We start from the raw sequence: 19,904 nt of genomic DNA on the forward strand, positions 1-19,904 counted from the left end.
TCGGAGTGTCGTACGCCACTTCGAATCGAGGCCGGATCGATACCTGTCGCGTCACCCATCTCCTGTTCCCCGGCGCATGCCCGGACAGGCCCCGCCTGCCGCGTTTTGGGGGTGCGGCCGCATAGGCTGTCCGTGTAAGTGTGTGAACCAGTGAAGGAGCCAAGTGGCCGCCCCGACGCCTCGCAGTACTGAGATCGACCCGGCGTACAACGCCCGCCATCTGCTCGTCCTCGAGGGTCTCGAGGCGGTCCGGAAGCGGCCCGGTATGTACATCGGGTCCACCGACAGCCGCGGTCTGATGCACTGCCTGTGGGAGATCATCGACAACGCCGTCGACGAGGCCCTGGCCGGCTTCGGCGACCAGATCGACGTCGTCCTCCACAAGGACGGCTCGGTCGAGGTGAAGGACCGCGCCCGCGGCATCCCGGTCGACATCGAGCCGAAGACCAAGCTCAGCGGTGTCGAGGTGGTCTTCACCAAGCTGCACGCCGGCGGCAAGTTCGGCGGCGGGTCGTACAACGCGTCCGGCGGTCTGCACGGCGTCGGCGCCTCGGTGGTCAACGCGCTGTCCGCGCGGCTGGACGTCGAGGTGGACCGCGGCGGCACGGTCTGGACCGCATCGTTCCGGCGCGGCGTCGCGGGTGAGTTCGACGGCGACGGCGCGAACGCGTCGTTCACCCCGGCGAAGGGGCTGCGGAAGGCGGGCCGGGCGAAGAAGGGTGTCACCGGCACCCGGATCCGGTACTGGGCGGACCGGCAGATCTTCACCAAGGACGCTGCCTTCAACTACGACGAGCTGGTGACCCGGGCGCGGCAGACGTCGTTCCTGGTGCCGGGGCTGCTGCTGGTGATCCGCGACGAGCGCGGCGACGAGGTCACCGAGGAGCACTTCAAGCACGACGGCGGGATCAGCGAGTTCACCGAGTTCCTGGCGACCGACCAGAAGGTCACCGACGTCGTCCGGCTGACCGGGACGGGCCACTTCACCGAGACCGTTCCGATGCTCGACGACGCCGGCCACATGACGCCGTCGGACGTCGAGCGCGACCTGGACGTCGACATCGCGGTCCGCTGGGGCGACGGGTACGAGACCGAGCTGCGCTCGTTCGTGAACATCGTGGCCACGCCGAAGGGCGGCACTCACGTCAACGGGTTCGAGCGCGCGCTGGCGAAGAGTTTCACGAATGCACTTGATGGCACCCGGCTGCTGAAGAGCGGCGAGGAGATCATCAAGGACGACGTGCTCGAAGGCATGACCGCGGTCGTGACGGTCCGGCTGGCCGAGCCGCAGTTCGACGGCCAGACCAAGGAAGTTCTCGGCACGCCGGCGGCGTCGCGGATCGTGGCGAAGGTCGTGCAGTCGGAGCTCGAGGCGTTCCTGACGTCGACCAAGCGTGAACACAAGGCGCAGGCGCGCGCCGTACTGGAGAAGGTCGTCGCCGCGTCGCGGACGCGGGTGGCGGCCCGTCAGCACCGGGAGCTGCAGCGGCGCAAGACCGCGCTGGAGTCGTCGGCGCTGCCGGCGAAGCTGGCCGACTGCCGCAGCAACGACGTCGACCGGTCCGAGCTGTTCATCGTCGAGGGTGATTCGGCCCTCGGTACGGCGAAGCTCGCGCGCAGCTCGGAGTTCCAGGCGCTACTGCCGATCCGGGGCAAGATCCTCAACGTGCAGAAGGCGTCCGTCGGCGACATGCTGAAGAACGTCGAGTGCGCGTCGATCATCCAGGTCGTCGGCGCCGGCTCCGGCCGGACGTTCGACCTGGAGCAGGCGCGGTACGGGAAGATCATCTTCATGGCCGACGCCGACTCCGACGGCGCCCACATCCGCTGCCTGCTCGCGACCCTGTTCTTCCGGTACATGCGACCGCTGGTGGAGGCGGGGCGGGTCTACACCGCAGTGCCGCCGCTGCACCGGTTCGAGCTGACGAACCCGAAGAAGGGTCAGGAGAAATACCTGTACACCTACAGCGACGCCGAGTACCAGCGGAAGACGGCCGAGCTGATGAAGAAGGGCGTCCGCTGGAAGGAGCCGCCGCAGCGTTACAAGGGTCTCGGTGAGATGGACGCCGACCAGCTGGCGGAGACCACCATGGACCCGCGCCACCGCACGCTCCGCCGGATCACGGTCGACCACGCGGAGGAGGCGGCCAAGGTGTTCGATCTCCTGATGGGCAACGACGTCGCGCCTCGCAAGGAGTTCCTGGTCCAGGGCGCCTACGAGCTGGACGAGAACCGCATCGACGTCTGAGCCTACGCGTTACCTGGAGGTGGACCGCTGTGTGAGGCTTGAGCCATGACGCCGCGCCTGGTCTGCTTCGACCTCGACAACACGTTGATCGATCGGGACGCGGCGTTCGTGGCGTGGGCGCGGTGGTGGGTCGACCGCGCCGGGCTGGATCCGGCGGCGGTCGACCGGCTGGTTGCTCATGACAACGGCGGATTCACCCCGCGGGGTGAATTGTTCGCCGCCTTCGAGAAGGAGTTCGGGGCAGGCATCTCGGTCGACGACTACGACCGCGAGCATCCGTCGTTCACCTGGGTCGAGCCTGCTGTGCTGGATGGCTTGGAGTCGTTGCGTACGGCGGGGTGGCGGGTGGCCGTGGTGACGAACGGTGGCGTCGTCCAGCAGACCCGGAAGCTCGCGCACACCGGGATCGATCGCGCGGTGGACTACTGCTGCATCTCGGAAGCCGTCGGCGTGCGGAAGCCCGACGCCCGCATCTTCGCCATCGCGGCGGAGGGTGCGGGTGCCGGGCTCGAAGGTGGGTGGATGGTCGGCGATCATCCGGCGTACGACATCGCCGGCGGCATCAACGCGGGCCTGAGGACGATCCGCATCGGCAACCACCATGCGGTGGACTCACCGGTTGCGGATCATCACTTCGACTCGGTGCTCGAAGCCTTCGCTGTCCTGACTAGTTGAACGCGTCGGCCAGTGCTTTGCGGCCGCCGACCACCGGGATGTCGATCGAGCTGTGGGAGAGGTCGAGGGTCAGCCGGGTGCCGGGAGCAGGCCGGATGGTGAAGTCGCGGTCGCTTGACAGGACCATCAGGGCGAGGCGGTTGCCTGCCGGTACGACGGTGTCCTTCGGCTGGAGGTCGACGTTCATTCGGTACATCTTGCCGGGCCTGACCGGTGCGTCGGTCCAGTCGGACAACCGGTTGGCGGGGTCGATCCAGCCGCGGGTGAGGATCGTGCCGTTGCCGGTCGGCGGGTAGCTGACCAGGGCGGCCGTCACGTTCGCCTTCGATGCGCTGAAGGCCAACTGCAGCCTCGCCGACGGCGTACCACTGATGCGCACCGGCTTGGTGAGCGGCGGCGTCTGGTACACCAGCCGAACGCCGGAGGACGGCGCGTTCGCCGAGGTGATGCCGGGGATCGAGGCGTCGTCGGTGAGAGTCTCGGTGCCGGACTTGGATGGCTTGAAGGTCAGCCCGCCGCGGGTCGGTGCCCCCGGGGTGAGCTCGAGTCCTGCCTGACCGGCGGCCGGGTCCGGCCACTCGGCGTACGGTGTCGGATTGGCGTTGCTGCATTGCAGGCTGACGGTCGCGCCATCAGCCACCTTCTGGCCGGCCGCGGTGGCCACTGGGGAGACAAGGACCAGATGAGTCTGGTCGGGGATCTTCGCGATCAGCCGGGTCGTGGTGCTGATCGTGCCGTCGGCGTTGGTCTGCGGCACGGTCAACGAGAACCCGATCCGGAACGGCCGCGTATCCGCCACCGTGAGCGTCGCCGTATTGGACTGCTCTCCGGCCACCGTCGTCTGACGCGGGGGACACGACGCGGCTTCGCGGACGACCCACGACCGCGGCAACCGCTCGACCCCGTTCTGCACGCCGTACAGGTACCGGGTGAACCAGTAGTTGATGAGTACGTCGGGCGGCGCGCCGCCGTGGCCGCCCTGGTGGAAGTAGAACATGTGCGGCACGTGCTGCTTCTTCAGCGCGTCGTAGAACTGGGCCGCGTTCTTCGTCATCACGTTGAAGTCGTTGTTGCCATGGGCAAGCAGGGTCGCGGCGTGGACGTTGCGCACGTCCTTCATGTAGTCGCGTTCCTGCCAGAAGCTGTTCCGGTTCCCGGTGGCGCGGTCGATGTGCTGCTCGATGTCGTCGATCACCGGCTGGCAGATGGTCCGCGCGCCGGTCTCGTCGAGCCGCGAGTAGACGACGTCGGCCAGTACGTCGAGGTCCTCGCCCTGGAACGCGTTGTTGTTGCCCGACGGGTTGGACGACGAGTGCGGCGCCCGGACCATGCCGTTGGCGCGGTAGTAGTCGTACCAGTCGGAGATCGCCGAGATCGGCACGATCGCCTTCAGACCGGCCACCCCGGTCGTCGCCACAGCCTCCGGCAGCGTGCCGTTGTACGACGTGCCGATCATGCCGACGTTCCCGGTCGTCCAGCTCGCGACTGCTCGGGTCGAGCCGTCCTTGGTCGTGTACGCGCGGGCCCGACCGTTGAGCCAGTCGATCACCGCCTTCGCGGCCAACGTCTCGTTCCTGCCGCCGGACGTCGGGCAGCCATCCGAATGACCGGTGCCCGGCGACTCCGCGTGGACCACGGCGAACCCGCGTGGCACCCACGTCGACTCGTAGACGGTGCTGATCACCGGGCTGGTGTCGAACGCCGCCCAGAACGGCGCGCGCGGGCGTGACGCCGGCGGCGAACCCAGCTCGTGGTCGACACCCCAGTTGCTGTACTCGTCCGCCGTCCCCGCGTAGTACGGACTGTCCTCGAAGATGACCGGCACCTTCAGGCCCTGGGTGAGGACCTCCGGCGGCGCGGTGAAGTCGGCGTGGATCCGGTCCGGCTTGCCGTCGTGGTCGCTGTCGAACGGCGCCTGGACCCACACCTCACCGCTGTACCAATCGGCGGGGTTGGTCGAGAAGACCGCCTGGGCGAGACCGTCGACAAACGTCGGTACTGCGGAGGTCGCGTGCTGCGACGCCTGCGCGGGACCGGCGACTGCCGCTGCCACGAGTGCGGTCGCTGCCGCAGCGCTGACCAGAAGTCGGATCCTCATGCGTAGGTCCCTCCCAGCATTCGACGGGCGGATCGAACCTCTGAATCATCCGGCGCTGCTGCCCGAACCGCAACCGCTCGCTGCGCGGCGTACTGCGATGACACTGCCGTCCGCTTCGGGTGACTGCAGCTGCCCGTCGACGGACACCTCGAAGCAGTCCGGCCGGATGGTGATGTCGATCGTGTGACCGCGATACCCGAGCCCACTCAGGCTGATGTTGCCAGCGGCAACAGGATGAGGACGGATGTGGAGAGAGCCATCCGGGTTCGGTCGGATGCCGGCCAGGCCGGTGAGGATGGCCTCGGCCCCGGTGAGGCCGGCGACGATGTTGATCCGGCGGCCGGAGCCGGGCGCGCCGGGTTTGTCGGAGAAGTGATCCTGGGGGAAGTACGGGTAGTGCTCGCCCATCCAGAACAGCCGGCGGAGGACGTCCCACGCGAGCTCCGGACGACCTTGCTGCCACAGTGTGAGCGCGAGTTGGGGTGCCTCGCCGGTGTAGGCGCCGGCGCCTGACCAGTCAATGTCGGCGGTCTCGTAGTGCAGTTCGTCCTCGACGCTGACGCTACTGACGCCGTACTCGCCTAGGAACGAGCCGAGATGGTCGAGGAGCTTCGCGGCGACCGGCGGCGGGCAGGCGCCGGCGCGGAGTACATCGAACGCCTGGATCGAGTAGGCCAGCTCCGTGTGGCCGTCGGGGTAGCGACTGCGGAACCAGCCGGCGTCCTCGTCCCAGAGCTGATCGATGATCCCGGCCCGGATCTGTTCCGCGGATTCCCGCAGCTCGGTCGTGGGTAGGGCGGCCCCGGTCAGGTCGGACAGCTCGGCGAGGGCAGCCAGCGCCCAGGCCCGTTCGGCGTTCGGGCTGGCCACTACGTGTTCCCAGCCGGCGCTCCGCATCTCGAGCAGATTGCTCTGGTCGCCGTAGTCCCGCAGTACGCCGGTCCGGTCGTCGGGCTGGAAGCGCTTGTCCAGCGCGGTCATCACGTCGTACAGCCGGGCGATCAGCGATGGGTCGAGCGAACGCTCTGCGGCAGCCGCTTGGGTGAGCGCGACGAGCGCTGAACCGCTGTACGCGTAGGCGACGCCGAGACCGGTGCCGTCGGGGGCGATCGCGTACCGGTCGGTGAGGTCGGCGTCGAGGAACGACTGGATGATGTCGAGGACGCTGTCACCGAGCATGAGACTCAGTACGTTCGGGGCGTAGCCGCCGGTGTCCCACGCATAGGAACACAGGGCGCCGCCGTCGAGGCCGGACGTGGCGATGAACGGCTGGGTGACGAAGCCGGGGTGATCCCACCAGCAGACGAGCCCGCTGGCGAGCGAACGGCGGTAGTACTGCTCGAGACCTGGAATGTCGGAGGTGAGGGTCGGGATCCGGCCGAGCGCCTGCGTGATGCGGGACTCCCAGGCACTGCCGGTGTCCTCGGCTGTCGGCGTCGGGCCGGCGTGAACGCCGATGGTGAAGACCATCTCGCCCTCGGCTTCAAGAGTCGCCGTAAGGCTGTTGTGCGTCAGAGTGACCTGCTCGCCTCGGCCGCCGGCGGGCGGGACCCAGCCCCAGTCCGAGAGCGGGACCTCGCGGGCTTCGGTCGGCGCCAGCTCCGGGCGCACGGTGAGCTGGTGGACGTTGGCGGAGCGGTTCCGGATGCGCAGGATCAGGTCGTAGCCGGGGGAGCCGTGGCGTGGCGTGAGAGTGGACTCGACGGCCAGCGAGGTCAGGGAGTCGGCGTACTGGTGGTAGGTGCCCCGCCGGACGATCCGATCCGGCCGCCAGGTGCCGCCGGCGGGGAGAAGTCCGCGGTTGCCGGCGCCCGGGCGGGCCAGGTCGACGACCTGCTGCCCGTCGACCTCCAGCGAGACCGTGAGCCGACTGTCGGGCGCGGCGAGCGGGGGAGCGAACCAGCCGCCGACGCCACACACGGTCCCGGCCAATTGGCTGACCGTCCCCGTGCCGCTGCCGACCCAGATCTCGGCTGGAGGTACGGCGCGGCGGAGGTCGAAGGCGAAGTCGTCGAGGGCGTACGGCGGCATGGGCGGCCTTCCTGGCGGTGACCTGTTGCGACTGGCGGGCGTGCCGGACCGGCCCCGGCAGGTGATCCCGGCCTGCGTAGGACCGGTCCAACACGGTGCGCCGATCGTGGCACGAAGACGGCGGCGAGCGCAATGCTTCGTACTGAAACCGATTGCAGACAGGGTGTTGACGGCGTACCGGCGCACTGTTACGTTCCGGTGCAACCAGCCGTTGGACCAGTCCAACGGACCGAATCCCGAAGGATGGCCGGATGGCGAAGCTGACGATCCGTGACATCGCCGCGCTGTCCGGTCTGTCGAAGTCCACCGTCTCGCTGGTGCTCAACAACAGCCCGAAGGTGGACCCGGCGACCAGACGGCACGTCCTCGCGGTGATGCGCCGGCACCGGTACGTGCCGAGTTTCGCCGCGACCGCGCTGGCCAAGGGGAGCACCCGGCTGATCGGCATGGTCGTGCCCGGGCTGTCCTGGCACATGGTTGCCTCGATCAACATCGGGGTGGCCGCGGTGACCGAGCGGAGCGGGTTCGACATCATCCTCTACACGGCCACCAACGACCGCGACTACGGATCGCTGATCGACCGGATCCTCACCTCGAGCATGGCGTCCGGCCTGCTCGTGGTCAGCCATGAACAGCCGCTCGACCCGCTGGTGCAGCTGCACGAGGAAGGCCTGCCGGTCGTTCTCGTGAACACCATCGACGCCGACGTCGCACTGCCGTCGGTCACCGCCGACAACTACGACGGCGCGTTGACGGCGATGGATCATCTGCTTCAGCTCGGGCACGAGCGGATCGCCTGTGTACAAGGGCGGATGACGTACCGCTGCTGCCAGGACCGCTACCGCGGCTACCTGGACGCGCTCCGGACGGCCGGCATCCAGCCGGATCCGGAGCTCACCAAGCCCGGCGACTTCCTGCCCGAGCAGATCCGCGCCCGGTCGCACGAGCTGTTCGCGCTGCCCGCCGACGAGCGTCCGACCGCGGTGTTCGCGCACTCCGACGTGACGGCGTACGCCGTGATGACCGCGGCCGCCGAAGCCGGGCTGCGGGTGCCGGAGGACGTGTCGGTGATCGGCTTCGACGACATCGAATCGGCGGCGCAGATCCGGCCGCCGCTGACCACCATCCAGCAACCGTTCATCGACATGGGCAAGCGCGCGGCGGAGATGCTGCTGTCCGCGATCGGCCCGAACGACACCGATCACGAGCCGGGCGAGGAGGCGGCCGAGCTCGAGCCGCCGGCCGCCGAACTGCCTCGTCTCGTGATGCCCACCAGCTTGATCGTCCGGGCGAGTTGCGGGCCGGTGCCCGTGACCCGATCCCCGCGCGGACGCTCGCAGACCACCAAGGCCTGATCCTCCGGGATCGAGGTCCCGCCCGACCACTGACACCACCCACGGCACCAGCCCAGGCACGTTCGCCGCCGGGCGATGCTGCCGTGCGCCCTCTGGAAGGAATCCGGAGTGTTCAGAAAACTGGCCACCGGTGCGAGCCTTGCCCTCATCGCCGCGGTAGCGATCCAGTCCCCAGCCCACGCCGACGCCACGCCGTACGAGGTCCTGCCCGCCGACGCCGTCGCCAACTTCACCGAGTTCAAAGGCCTCCCGGCCGATGCGACCCGGCAGGTCGACATCACCGGCAACCCCGACTTCACCAAGGCCCTCGAGATCGCTGTCCCCAACGAGCCGCAGAGTCCCGGCCTCGACGGCGAGTACGAGATCACTCTCGGCGTACCGGCTGCAGCGACAGTCACCGAAGGCGACGCGCTGGTCGCGACCGTGTGGGCACGGGCGATCACACCGACCAGCGGCAACGCCCATCTGGTCTTCGAGACCGACGGTTCGCCGTACAAGAAGTCGCTGAACGCCGCTCTGCGGTACGGCACCGCATGGCAGAAGTTCGAGTTCCCGTTCCGTGCCGCGACGACGTACACCGCGGGCACGAGCACAGCCGCGCACCTGAACCTGTGGCTCGGGTACGGCGTGCAGACGTTCCAGATCGCCGGCGTCTCGGTGCAGGACCTCGGGCCCGGCACCCCAGCCGGCTACCCGCAGGTGACGTACGACGGCCGCGACGCGAACGCGGCCTGGCGTGCCGCGGCCAACGCCCGCATCGACCAGTACCGCAAGGGGAATCTGGCGGTGTCGGTCGTCGACACCGCCGGCAATCCGGTCAGCGGTGCGACCGTGTCCGCCGTACAGCAGACGAGTGCGTTCAAGTTCGGCGCCGCGTCGGACGGCGCCCGGCTGATCGGGGATCCGTCCGGCGGGATCAGCGGGACCGATCTGGCGCAGTACCAGTCGAAGTACTCGACGCTGTTCAACCAAGGGGCCCTGGGCAACAACCTGAAGTGGAACCACTGGGAGAACCCGACCGAGCGCGAGACGATCACGCTGCCGGCCCTGCAATGGATGCGCGAGCACGGGCTGCGGATCCGCGGGCACAACCTGATCTGGCCGTCGTGGGGACTGATGCAGCCCGACGTCGTCAACCTGCAGAACGACCCGGCCGCGTTGCGCGCCCGGATCAACACCCACATCACCGACGAGGCGTCGACCCTGGCCGGCATCGTCGACGAGTGGGACGTGGTCAACGAGCCGTACTCCGAACACAACGTCCAGGACGTCCTCGGCCAGGACGAGATCGCGAACTGGTTCCGGCTCGCGCACGCCGCCGACCCGAACGCGACCCTTGCGCTGAACGACTACGGCCTGGTCGAGAACAACGGCTGGGAGACGCGACACCGCGATCACGTGTACGACCTGGTGCAGTCGTTGAAGTCGTCGGGTGCGCCGATCGACACCGTCGGCTTCGAGAGCCACTTCAACGGGCTGCAGCTGACGTCGCCGGACGACCTGATGGCGATCGTCGACCAGTTCGCCGGTCTCGGTGTGAAGGTCGCGGTCACGGAGTTCGACGTCGACACCGACGACCAGCAACTGCAGGCCGACTACACCCGCGACTTCATGACCGCGATGTTCTCGAACCCGAACGTGAACCAGATCAGCAACTTCGGGATCTGGTCGAAGAACATCTACAACCCGCGGGTCGCGCTCTACAACGACGACTGGTCGCCCAAGCCGAACGCCCTGGTCTGGCAGGACCTTGTCCAGCATCAGTGGCACACCAGCGTCTCGGGCCAGTCGAGCGCTGCTGGAACGTTCGGCACCCGCGGCTTCCTCGGTGACTACCTGGTGACGGTCACCGTGAACGGCATCTCGAAGCAGGTGAAGGTCGCGATGCCGACCACGGCCGGCGCGTCGGTCAAGGTCATCACCGACGGCATCGCCACCACGGTCCGCACGAACCAGCCGAATCCGATCGGCGACGGCGGCTTCGAGAGCGGTACCCGCGGCTGGACCTCCCTCGGCACCGGGCCGTCAACCGCCGCGAACGCCCACAGCGGCCACACGGCACTCTCGCTCAGCCCGGGCTCCGGCGTCACCCAGAACGTCACCGGCCTCACTCCAGGCACGAGCTACCTCCTGTCCGGCTGGGGGCGCCTGAACGGCGCTGGGACGCAGTGCTACGCCGGTGTCCGGGGCGGCGCCACGGCCGGTACGCCGACCTTCCAGTACGAGCTGTCGTACGCCGATGAGCGCTCGTACACGCAGAAGCTGGCTGCCTTCACCCCACCGACCGGGACCAAGTGGGTCCAGGTCTTCGCCTGGTCGAACCCCAGTGCCAGCTCACCCGAATGCACGCTAGACGACCTGGCCATCACTCCGACCGATGGCACCCCGCCGCCGTCGCAAGGCGCGCCCGCAGTCGCGCCGTCTCTACCGACACCGTCTGTGCTGGCGAACGGGACGTTGGAGAACCAGTCCAACACCACCGGCTGGTACTGCCTGGGAACCTGCACGCTGAAGAACGCCTCGACGACTCCGCACACTGGCGCAGGTGACCTGTCGGCCGCTGGGCGAGAGGCCGCGTGGGCCGGTCCGGCACAGGGTGTCTCGGTGGTGAACGGTGGGCTGTACGACTCGTCCGCGTGGGTGCGACTGGCGTCCGGCTCGGACACCGCAATGGTGAGTCTGAAGCTGACCACGTCGACCGGCTCGACAACTGTGCGCCTTGGTTCGGCGCCGGTCACCTCGACCGGGTGGACGCAGATCTCGGTGTCGAACGCGCCGGTGTCCTGGACCGGGACGCTGACGAAGGCGGAGTGGTGGATCAGCACCACGACCGGCGCCGGCGACCTGCTGGTTGACGACGCCTCGTTCGCTCCGATGGTGAAGACGGCTGCGCGGGGGACCGGCCCGGCCGAGACCGCGTTCAACCCGGTGCAGCCGACCGCGGCGTGCGTCGTACACAACGCCGACTCGTACACGGCGTACTTCGGCTACTCGAATGCCAACAACTACTACATCCCCGTCCCGGTCGGCGCCGACAACGCGTTCAGCCCGGGTCCGTCGGATCGCGGCCAGACCGTCTCGTTCCTGCCCTTCCAGCGCCCGCGTCGCGTCGCGGTCACCTGGGACGGCAGCCCGCTCACCTGGCGGCTCGGCTCCCTGTCCCAGACCGCGTCGTCGGCCTCGCCGGCCTGCTAAGTCACCTGTCACTGGAGGATCCACATGTCATCACCCATCTCACGGCGGACACTGCTCCGCGGTGCGGCCGCTCTCGCCGGCGCGGGTGCACTCGCCGGCTGTTCCTCGGGCAACGACGCCTCGGGATCGAAGGCCAAGACCACCATCACCTATTGGGACTGGTACGCCAGTCAGGCCGGCTGGGTCGACAACGAGATCAAGCTGTTCCAGCAGGCGCATCCGGACATCGCGGTCAAGAAGACCACGCAGGTCAGCGACAAGTACGCCGACCTCGTGTCGCTCGCGTACCGGAGCAACAACCCGCCGGACATCCTGATGGTGCCGAAGAGCCCACAGCTGAGTCAGCAGGTGTCGCAGGAGTGGCTGATGCCGGTCGACAAGTGGGCGACCAAGTCGTGGCAGTCGAGCTTCCCGGAGAACAGCTTCGTCGAGGGAGTGGATGTCTTCGGCGGCAAGGTCTACACCGCGCCGTTCGCGGCCCCGGCGCCGTCGCTGCAGCTCTACATCCACCATGGTGTCTTCAAGGACGCGGGCCTGACCAATGACGACGGCAGTGTGAAGCTGCCGAAGACTTGGGACGACGTGACGCACGCCGCCGACGCCATCGCGTCGAAGAGCGGCGGGAAGGTCGCGCCGTTCGGCTTCGGCAACTCGACGAACACGACCCTGGCCTGGTGGCTGGATCTGTTCGTGCGCGGCGCCGGTTCGCCGGGTGGCGCCGCGGTCGGCGGCATCGACGGGATGGACTACCGGGTCGGGCGCTGGACGTTCGGCAGCGATCGCAACTTCCTCGACGTGATCAACCTGCTGATGGAGTGGAAGAACAAGAACTGGTTCTACCCGAACTCGATGAGCATCTCCGACGAGCAGGCACGGGCGTTCTTCGAGCGCGGACGGTTCGGAATGACGGTCGGCGGGGTGTGGAACCAGCCGGAGTGGACGCAGCACAAGTTCACCGACTACAGCCTCGTCACGCTGCCGAGCCCGAGCGAGGCGCCGAGGGCGTTGTTCTACGGGCCTCCTGGCGGACGGTTCGTGGCGGTCTCGTCGAAGACGCAGCACGCTGACGAGGCCTGGGCCTGGTTCGACTGGTTGTACAGCCCGGACGCGGGGAAGCGGTGGGTCGAGCAGGGCCAGGGCCTGTCGGTGTACGCGAAGAACAACGATCCGAAGAGCGTCACCTTCGCACCGTTCGCGCAGTACGTCGGTATGGCCGGGGCGGCCGTGGTCGGCCCGCAGCCGGCGATCCGGAACCCGAAGGTGTCGGCGGTCCAGCTGCCCGCGGTGAAGCCGGACATCAACGACGTGCTCGCCGGGATCTACACCGGGCAGCTGAAGGATCCGCACAGTGCGCTGACCGAGCTCGAGGGCAAGATGAACCAGGCGCTCGGTGATGCGATCAAGAAGGCGCCCGGGGTCAGCGCGAAGGACTTCACGTTCGCGGACTGGGATCTCACCAAGGCCTACACGACGAGGCCGGGCGCCTGATGGTGATGACCGCCGTACGGCAGGACGTGACCGCTACCGGGCCGCCACCAGCGGCGGCCCGGCGGCGGGCCCGCCGTCGTACCTATCTGTGGTCGTACGTGTATCTGGCGCCGATGATGGTGCTGCTGCTCGCGTTCGTGGTGTATCCGATCATCGCGTCGCTCGGCTACACGTTCTACAAGTGGGACGGGATCGGCGACCCGTCGAGCTTCGTGGGCCTGGCCAACTTCCGGCAGATCGTCCACGACAGCATCTTCTGGCGATCCCTCGGCCACACCTTCGTGTACGCCGCGTTCGTCGTACCGATTCAGCTGGTGCTGGCCTTGGCGCTCGCGTTGGTGCTGAACAACAAGCGGCTGCGGTTCGCCTCGTTCTACCGGACGCTGTTCTTCCTGCCGGTGGTGACGTCGGCCGCGGTGATCGGTGTTGTGATCCAGCTCCTGGTGTCGAACTTCGGTGACTCGATCAACACGCTGCTGCTGAACCTGCACCTGATCCATCAGCACATCGACTGGCTGGGGGATCCGCACTTCGCGATGGCGATCATCATCCTGGTCGGCATCTGGCACACGTTCGGCTACAACCTCGTGTACTTCCTGGCCGGGCTGCAGACGATCCCGGACGAGCTCTACGAGGCGGCACGGCTCGACGGCGCCGGCCGGATCGCGATGTTCCGCTACATCACGATCCCGATGTTGCGCGCGGTCGGCGTGGTGATCGTGATCCTGGCGGTGATCGGGACCTTCCAGATCTTCGACCTGGTACAGGTGCTGACCAGCGGCGGCCCGTTCTTCGCCACCGAGGTCGTGAACACGTACATCTACCACCTGGCGTTCGGCGGCAGTAACGCCAACGCGGTCCAACCGGACATCGGCCTGGCCTCGGCCGCGTCGTTCATCTACGGCCTGCTGCTGATCGGCTTCTCCGTCGTCCAGGTCGTCGTACTGCGTTCACTCGCTCGTAGGAGGAGTGCCTCATGACCCGGCGGCGCGTGGTGACGGTGATGACGCATGTGGCGTTGCTGGTCAGCGGGTTGGCGTGGCTGTACCCGCTGTTCTGGGCACTCGGTTCCTCGCTGAAGAGTGACGACGACTTCTTCACCGACGGGCTGAATCCGATGCCCTCGCACTTCCTCTGGGCGAACTACCTGAACGCGTGGCAGGAGGCGTCATTCGGCCGGTACTTCATGAACACAATACTGATCACCGTAGGCACGGTGGTGATCACTTTAGTAGTCACCTCCTGCGCGGGATACGTACTTGCCCGTACACGCTTCCCGGGCCGTGGCTTCTGCCTCGGGCTGGTCTCGGCGACGCTGTTCCTGCCGCACGGGTACACGATCATCCCGGTGTTCGACCTGATGCAGCGGGTGCATCTGCTGAACAGCCTGTGGTCGGTGATCATCGTGCAGGCATCCGGGGGAGTGGTGTTCGGGACGTTCCTGTTCATGGGCTACTTCATGGCGATCGACAAGGAGCTCGAGGACGCCGCGATGGTGGACGGCGCGAACTTCCATCAGACGTTCGCCCGGATCATGCTGCCGCTGTCCGGGCCGATGCTGGCCACCGTCGGCCTGTTCACCGCGATCACCGCGTGGAACAGCTTCTTCATCCCGCTGGTGTTCACCCTCGGCCGGCCCGAGCTGCGCACGCTGGCAATCGGCATGTACGCGTTCATCGGCGAGAACTCGACCGAGTGGACGCTGCTCTGTGCCGGCACGGTCATCACGCTCGCGCCGATCATCCTGCTCTTCGTGCTCCTGCAGCGTTTCTTCGTCAACGGACTGGCCGGTGCGGTCAAGCAATAGGAGGTACTCCATGCCTGTGCGGACGGCAATCGTCGGAACCGGGAACCGTGCTCAGCTCTTCACCGAGGGCCTGGCCAAGCGGGACGGGTACGACGTCGTCGCGTTGTGCGATCCGAACTCGGTCCGGATGGCGTTCCACAACCGCATGCTGCTCGCGGCGGGCCGTCGTACGGCGCATCAATGGCCGCCGGGGCGGTTCGAGGAGATGCTGCGGGTCGAGCGGATCGAACTGCTGATCGTGACGAGCGTCGACGCGACGCACAACCTCTACATCGAGACGGCGCTGCGGGCCGGCGTACGGGTGATCAGCGAGAAGCCGATGACGACCGATGCCGCGAAGGCGACGAGCATCCTGGCTGCGGTTGAGGAGACCGGCGGGTCTCTGTCGGTCGCCTACAACTACCGGTTCAACCCGGTGCATCGACGGGTGCGTTCGTTGCTGGCGGAGGGTGCGATCGGGGACGTCCACTCGGTCCACTTCGAGTGGATGCTCGACGTGTCCCATGGCGCGGATTACTTCCGCCGGTGGCATCGCGAGAAGGCGAACTCCGGCGGATTGATGGTGCACAAGGCCAGTCATCACTTCGATCTCGTGAACTGGTGGCTGGGCGCCGAGCCGCGGATCGTCTATGCACAAGGGCAATTGGCGTTCTACGGGCCCGGTCAGCGGCACGGGTACGCCCGCCCGTACGCCCGCGTGCATGGATCTCCGGAAGCGCTCGACGACCCGTTCGCCTTGCACCTGGCCGACAACGCGACGCTGAGCGAGCTGTATCTGGATGCAGAGGCCGAGGACGGATACCACCGCGACCGCAACGTCTTCGCGCCCGGGGTGACGATCGAGGACGACATGGCTGTGCTCGTCTCCTACAACACCGGCGCGACGATGACGTACCACCTGACGGCGTACTCGCCCTCCGAGGGCTATCGCGTGATGTTCAACGGATCACGCGGCCGGCTGGAGCTGAATGTCGAAGAGTCGACATTCACCGCGCCGAATCAGCGGGTCGAATCGGCGAAGGGCTGGGTCCACGGCGACCTCGCCGCACCGACCGCGGGACGTACGTCGATCACGCTGCGACCGTTGTGGGAGCCGCCGATCGACCACACCGTCGACCACGACCACGCCGGCCAAGGCGGCGCCGACGCCCGCGTGCTGGCAGCCCTTCTCGACGACGAACCAACCGAGGGGGCCGACATAGCCGACGCCCGCCAGGCCGCCCTGGCCCTGGTGACCGGCCTCGCAGCCAATCGCTCGTTCGAGACAGGGCTGCCCGTCCGGACCGCCGACGTCCTAGCGATCTGATGGACAGAATAGTGATCACCGCAAGCGGGATGATGATCAGTTTTCTGTACTAGCCGAGTGCTGCGCGGAGGATCGCGTGGGCGCCGTTGACGATGGACTCGCGGTTGGCTTCGTACGTCGGGTCGGTGATCTCAGTCTTGTTGGCCGGGTCGAACGACAGGACCGGGACGTGCAGGTGGCCGGCCGGCATCGACGGGTCGAGAAGATCGCGTTGGAGGGTGTTGCGGTAGGCAACCTCGTTGGAGAGGTAGCCGCCGCCGGTGCCCTCGGATGCGATCGAGCCGGGTGTGGGGCCGTCGGGGCGGCGTACGGGGTCGGTTTGGCCGGCTGGTATCTCTAGGATCGAGGTGTTGACGCGAGTGCGGAACGGGGCGACGTCGGCGTGCGACATCCGGGCCAGCGGAAGGCTCGAGGTGATGAACTCGGGGCCGGGCGGCATGCTGGGGGAGACGACCGGTGCGTTGATCGTGCCGCCGCCCCAGAGGTTGTTGTTGTCGCCGATCGAGCTGACCGAGCGTCGCCGGCCGTTGAAGACCTCGAGGTCGAAGATACCGACCCGGCCCTGGCTCGCGGTCATGACGAGATCCGCGCGCTGCGGACCTGGACGGTAATGCGGTGCGAGAGCGTTCTCGACCATGCTCTCGTCGAAGTCGGTGTAGCGGACCGGGAAGACGACGGTCTGGATCTCGTACGTCTTGCCGTTCACCGTCCAGCGCTGACCGTCGAGCGTGAGCGCATTCGCGCCGGACGGGTTGCCGATGCGGATGTCGGCGTCGAGAGTGAACGGGTCGAAGCCGGTGACGAGGATCTTGCGGACGCCTGGTGAGAAGCGGGTGCTGGTGATGCCGCGGGAGGCGTACTCGAACGACTTGATCAGGGCGGCGCGTTCCGTCGTACCGAGGCCGAAGCGTGGTTGCCACTGGCGCAAGGCGAACGCCATCGAGATCCGAGCCCAGTACAGGCCGCGGTCGTCGGTTGAGGGGAGTGCGTCGGCTCCGCGGACAGGATGCTGGGCTCGGTGCGTCGCCGTACGCCAGAGGGTCTCGCCCTGGACGCGCACCAGGGCTGCGGCGGCCTGGCGATTGGGCACCCGGCACAGGAGGTCGGTGAACTGCTCGACCTGCCGGTCGAAACCGGACCGCCGGAGGATCTCCGCCGGAACGGACGGCCCGTCGGCGACGCCTCTGTCCAGGCGCTGTTCCTCGACCGTGCCGGCGATCGAGTGATCCAGGCACCCGGTCGCGTGGCCGCCGCGGAGTGCCGGGGCGGCGTCAGGCACGGCGTGGGCGATCGGAGCGCCGGAGAGGACGGCCGTCAGCGCCAGGGCGCCGACGAACAGGGAACGGTGGAATGAGCTGGGGCGGAGTCTCATACGGGATGTCTATCAGATCTTCCGCCGTGGGCCGAGAGATTCGAAGATCTTGAGAGTACTGCAGACTGTATGCAATCTGCTACCTTCGAAGAGACGGCACCCGCCCACGCCGTCCGTGCGTGAGGAGCCTCCGTTGACCAATCCGTCCCGCCGTCAGGCCCTGACCGCCGGCCTGGCCGCCCTCGGCGCCGGAGCCCTCGCCGGCTGCGCAGGAACCGGCCTCGAACCCTGCTCCGGTACGCAGGTCCCGCCCACCACCGAGACACCGGTTGCCGACGGCAAGCAAGCGCTCGAGCGGCTGATGGCCGGCAACGCGCGGTTCGTGGCAGCTCAGGACCAGGACCTGGACGAGGGCATCGCGCGGCGGGTGGTGGTGAGCAAAGGCCAGCATCCCTTCGCGACGATCCTCGGCTGCGTCGACTCCCGCGTGCCGATCGAGCTGGTCTTCGACCAGGGCCTCGGCGATCTGGTCGTCGTACGAAGTGCAGGCGGTGCGCTCGATCAGTCGGTGACCGGCAGCATCGAGTTCGGCATCGCCGAGCTCCACACCCCGCTCCTGATGGTCCTGGGCCACCAGCGCTGCGGCGCACTCGACGCCACCATCAAGGCCCTGGACGCTGACCAACGCACCTCTCACACCAAGGGCCTCGACTATCTCGTAGACACCCTCGCCCCAGCAGTCCGCCAGGTAGCAGGCAAACCCGGCGACCGCCTCACCAACGCCGTACAGGCCAACGTCGCCCTTACTCTCACCAAGCTTCGCCAGTCGCCCGTCATCGGCCCCCTGGAGAAGTCAGGCAAACTCACCCTCATCGGCGCCTACTACGAACTGGACACCGGCAAAGTCACCCTGCACTGAGTCGTTGCTCAGTCGATCTGGGTGAGGCGGCCGTCGTCGACGTCGTACATGAAGCCGCCGACGAGGATGTCGTCGCCGATCAGGGGGTGTTCGCGGACCGCGGCGACGTCGCGGCGGAGGGCCTCGAGCTGGTCGGGGATGACCGAGATCGGGAGGTAGCCGGCGGGCTTGCCCGCGGCTTGCTCGACCTTCGCGCGTAGGTCGTCCTCGGACATCGCGGCCATCGCGCAACGGGTGTGCGGGATGATCATGATCCGGCGTACGCCGAGGAGCTGTACGCCGAGCACCAGGCCGGTCATCGTGATTTCGGTGACCCGCCCGCCGGCCGACCGCAGTACCTTCGCGTCACCCGGCTTGAGGCCGAGCATCTCCAGCGGCGGGATCCGGGAGTCCATGCAGGTGACCAGGCCGATGCCGGCGTGGGCGATCCCGTCGAATCCGCCGTAGTGGAAGTCCTTGACGTACTCCGCGTTCGCGGCGAGCAGATCGTCGAATCCGCCGCTCATCGGATCGCGCCTGACACTGGGGTTCCGGTTTGCAGGATCGACATTGCGAACGGTTCCTTTCCACACGAGTCCGGACGGGGAGGATCAGCGAGCGCGCTGGTGACCGGGACGATCCACGACCGTCCGTCGACGTGCTGGACGGTGACAGTTTCTGCGCCCTCGGCCACGACGCGCAACGCATCCAGGGCGAGCTCGCCGGTGAGCTCCCGGACGGCGACCTCGGCCGCCTGACCGCGCTTGCTCCAGGTGGACCGGCCGCGCAGGCCGGTCAGGATCGTCTCGCCGCGATCCGCCGCGGCCAGCGCCTCGACCGCCGTCTCGACGGTGAGATGCCCGTGCATCGTGCCGGCCGGCAGGTACGTCGCGGTCGGCGCGAAGCGATGTCCGCCGAGATGATTGGCTTCCCACACGCGTCCCGGTGCCCGTTCGGCGAGCCCTGACACCAGCGGCCGCCCGAGTACGGCGCAGCACCCGTCGCGCTTGCCGTTCGTACACACCAAGACGACGGGCTCGTCGACCGGCAGGAGCCCGGGCAGGGAGGCGATGACCGCCGCACGATCGCCGCCGGCGACGGCATCGAGATCAAGGTCGCCCAGTTCGGTCGGATCCGTGACCCGGCCGCCGAGCAGCCAGCTCTGCCCGGGCGTGGTCGAGGCGACGAAGACTTGGTGTGACCGCTCGACAGCGTCCGAATGCTTCCCCGGCGACCGGATCAGTCCGAACCGGACGTCGGCCTTCTTGCACTGGTCGTCGAAAGACCCGCCGAACTCGGCGTCGAGATGACTCTGTGTCGGCGCCTTCGCGCCCCACGGACCAGGCTGCTCGACGACGACCCATCCCTTGGCAACGACCGCGGTGCCGGCCAGCGGCTCACGGAGCACCCGGCAGTACGTCGAGCACAGGCCAGGCAAGCCAGTGGTTGCGGGCGCAGGGGTCACACCCTCACGGTACGCGAGGTGAGACG

The 19,904-nt window shown here is 67.7% G+C and carries 14 protein-coding genes; 9 read left to right on the forward strand and 5 right to left on the reverse strand.

Translation table 11 applies throughout. The features are described 5' to 3' along the window. The first annotated feature begins 163 nt into the window (after positions 1-163). Together OHA10_RS30850 and OHA10_RS30855 are read left to right on the forward strand one after the other, a co-directional pair. Positions 164-2,248: a type IIA DNA topoisomerase subunit B gene (locus tag OHA10_RS30850; RefSeq protein WP_371402267.1), complete on the forward strand. Its 2,085-nt coding sequence runs from the start codon at positions 164-166 to the stop codon at positions 2,246-2,248. A gap of 45 nt (positions 2,249-2,293) precedes the next feature. Then, positions 2,294-2,923 (forward strand): HAD family hydrolase, encoded by a 630-nt coding sequence (locus OHA10_RS30855; protein WP_371402268.1) that lies wholly within the window; start codon positions 2,294-2,296, stop codon positions 2,921-2,923. Here the strand turns inward: OHA10_RS30855 and OHA10_RS30860 are convergent. Continuing rightward, positions 2,916-5,021 carry a Xaa-Pro dipeptidyl-peptidase gene (locus OHA10_RS30860; RefSeq protein WP_371402269.1) on the reverse strand — a complete coding sequence of 702 codons (2,106 nt, stop codon included), beginning with the start codon at positions 5,019-5,021 and terminating at the stop codon, positions 2,916-2,918. The two genes, OHA10_RS30855 and OHA10_RS30860, sit on opposite strands and share 8 nt — an antisense overlap. A 45-nt stretch (positions 5,022-5,066) precedes the next feature. Then, positions 5,067-7,052, reverse strand: a complete 1,986-nt coding sequence (locus tag OHA10_RS30865; protein ID WP_371402270.1) for a hypothetical protein — start codon at positions 7,050-7,052, stop codon at positions 5,067-5,069. Between the two features lie 251 nt (positions 7,053-7,303). Here OHA10_RS30865 and OHA10_RS30870 point away from each other — a divergent pair, with 251 nt between their 5' ends. The 6 genes from OHA10_RS30870 (at position 7,304) to OHA10_RS30895 (ending at position 16,203) form a co-directional block, all read left to right on the forward strand. After that, positions 7,304-8,407 carry a LacI family DNA-binding transcriptional regulator gene (locus tag OHA10_RS30870; RefSeq protein ID WP_371402271.1) on the forward strand — a complete coding sequence of 368 codons (1,104 nt, stop codon included), beginning with the start codon at positions 7,304-7,306 and terminating at the stop codon, positions 8,405-8,407. 108 nt (positions 8,408-8,515) lie between these two features. Then, the gene (locus OHA10_RS30875) at positions 8,516-11,602 is read left to right on the forward strand and encodes an endo-1,4-beta-xylanase (protein ID WP_371402272.1); all 3,087 of its coding nucleotides are present in this window, start codon (positions 8,516-8,518) and stop codon (positions 11,600-11,602) included. A gap of 24 nt (positions 11,603-11,626) precedes the next feature. Next, a complete protein-coding gene (locus tag OHA10_RS30880; protein ID WP_371402273.1) occupies positions 11,627-13,090 on the forward strand; it encodes an ABC transporter substrate-binding protein in 1,464 nt (487 codons plus the stop codon). Next, complete coding sequence (locus tag OHA10_RS30885; RefSeq protein WP_371402274.1) at positions 13,090-14,070, forward strand: carbohydrate ABC transporter permease; 981 nt, start codon at positions 13,090-13,092, stop codon at positions 14,068-14,070. Before OHA10_RS30880 ends, OHA10_RS30885 begins: the two co-directional genes overlap by 1 nt. Continuing rightward, positions 14,067-14,897, forward strand: coding sequence for a carbohydrate ABC transporter permease (locus OHA10_RS30890; protein WP_130448133.1), 831 nt, complete (start codon positions 14,067-14,069; stop codon positions 14,895-14,897). Before OHA10_RS30885 ends, OHA10_RS30890 begins: the two co-directional genes overlap by 4 nt. Before the next feature lie 10 nt (positions 14,898-14,907). Continuing rightward, on the forward strand, positions 14,908-16,203 hold the full coding sequence (locus OHA10_RS30895; protein WP_371402275.1) for a Gfo/Idh/MocA family oxidoreductase: 1,296 nt from the start codon (positions 14,908-14,910) through the stop codon (positions 16,201-16,203). A 49-nt stretch (positions 16,204-16,252) separates the two neighbouring features. On the opposite strand, the gene OHA10_RS30900 is transcribed toward OHA10_RS30895, so the two are convergent. After that, positions 16,253-17,575, reverse strand: a complete 1,323-nt coding sequence (locus OHA10_RS30900) for a hypothetical protein (RefSeq protein WP_371402276.1) — start codon at positions 17,573-17,575, stop codon at positions 16,253-16,255. Between the two features lie 133 nt (positions 17,576-17,708). Here OHA10_RS30900 and OHA10_RS30905 point away from each other — a divergent pair, with 133 nt between their 5' ends. Then, on the forward strand, positions 17,709-18,434 hold the full coding sequence (locus tag OHA10_RS30905; RefSeq protein ID WP_371402277.1) for a carbonic anhydrase: 726 nt from the start codon (positions 17,709-17,711) through the stop codon (positions 18,432-18,434). Between the two features lie 8 nt (positions 18,435-18,442). Here the strand turns inward: OHA10_RS30905 and OHA10_RS30910 are convergent, their stop codons facing one another. Both OHA10_RS30910 and OHA10_RS30915 read right to left on the reverse strand, forming a co-directional pair. Then, positions 18,443-18,940, reverse strand: coding sequence for a beta-class carbonic anhydrase (locus OHA10_RS30910; protein WP_371402278.1), 498 nt, complete (start codon positions 18,938-18,940; stop codon positions 18,443-18,445). Beyond that, positions 18,937-19,878 carry a sucrase ferredoxin gene (locus tag OHA10_RS30915; RefSeq protein WP_371402279.1) on the reverse strand — a complete coding sequence of 314 codons (942 nt, stop codon included), beginning with the start codon at positions 19,876-19,878 and terminating at the stop codon, positions 18,937-18,939. The genes OHA10_RS30910 and OHA10_RS30915 overlap by 4 nt, the downstream gene beginning before the upstream one ends. Between the last annotated feature and the right edge of the window lie 26 nt (positions 19,879-19,904).

The sequence above is a fragment of the Kribbella sp. NBC_00662 genome (assembly GCF_041430295.1).
Lineage (GTDB): Bacteria > Actinomycetota > Actinomycetes > Propionibacteriales > Kribbellaceae > Kribbella.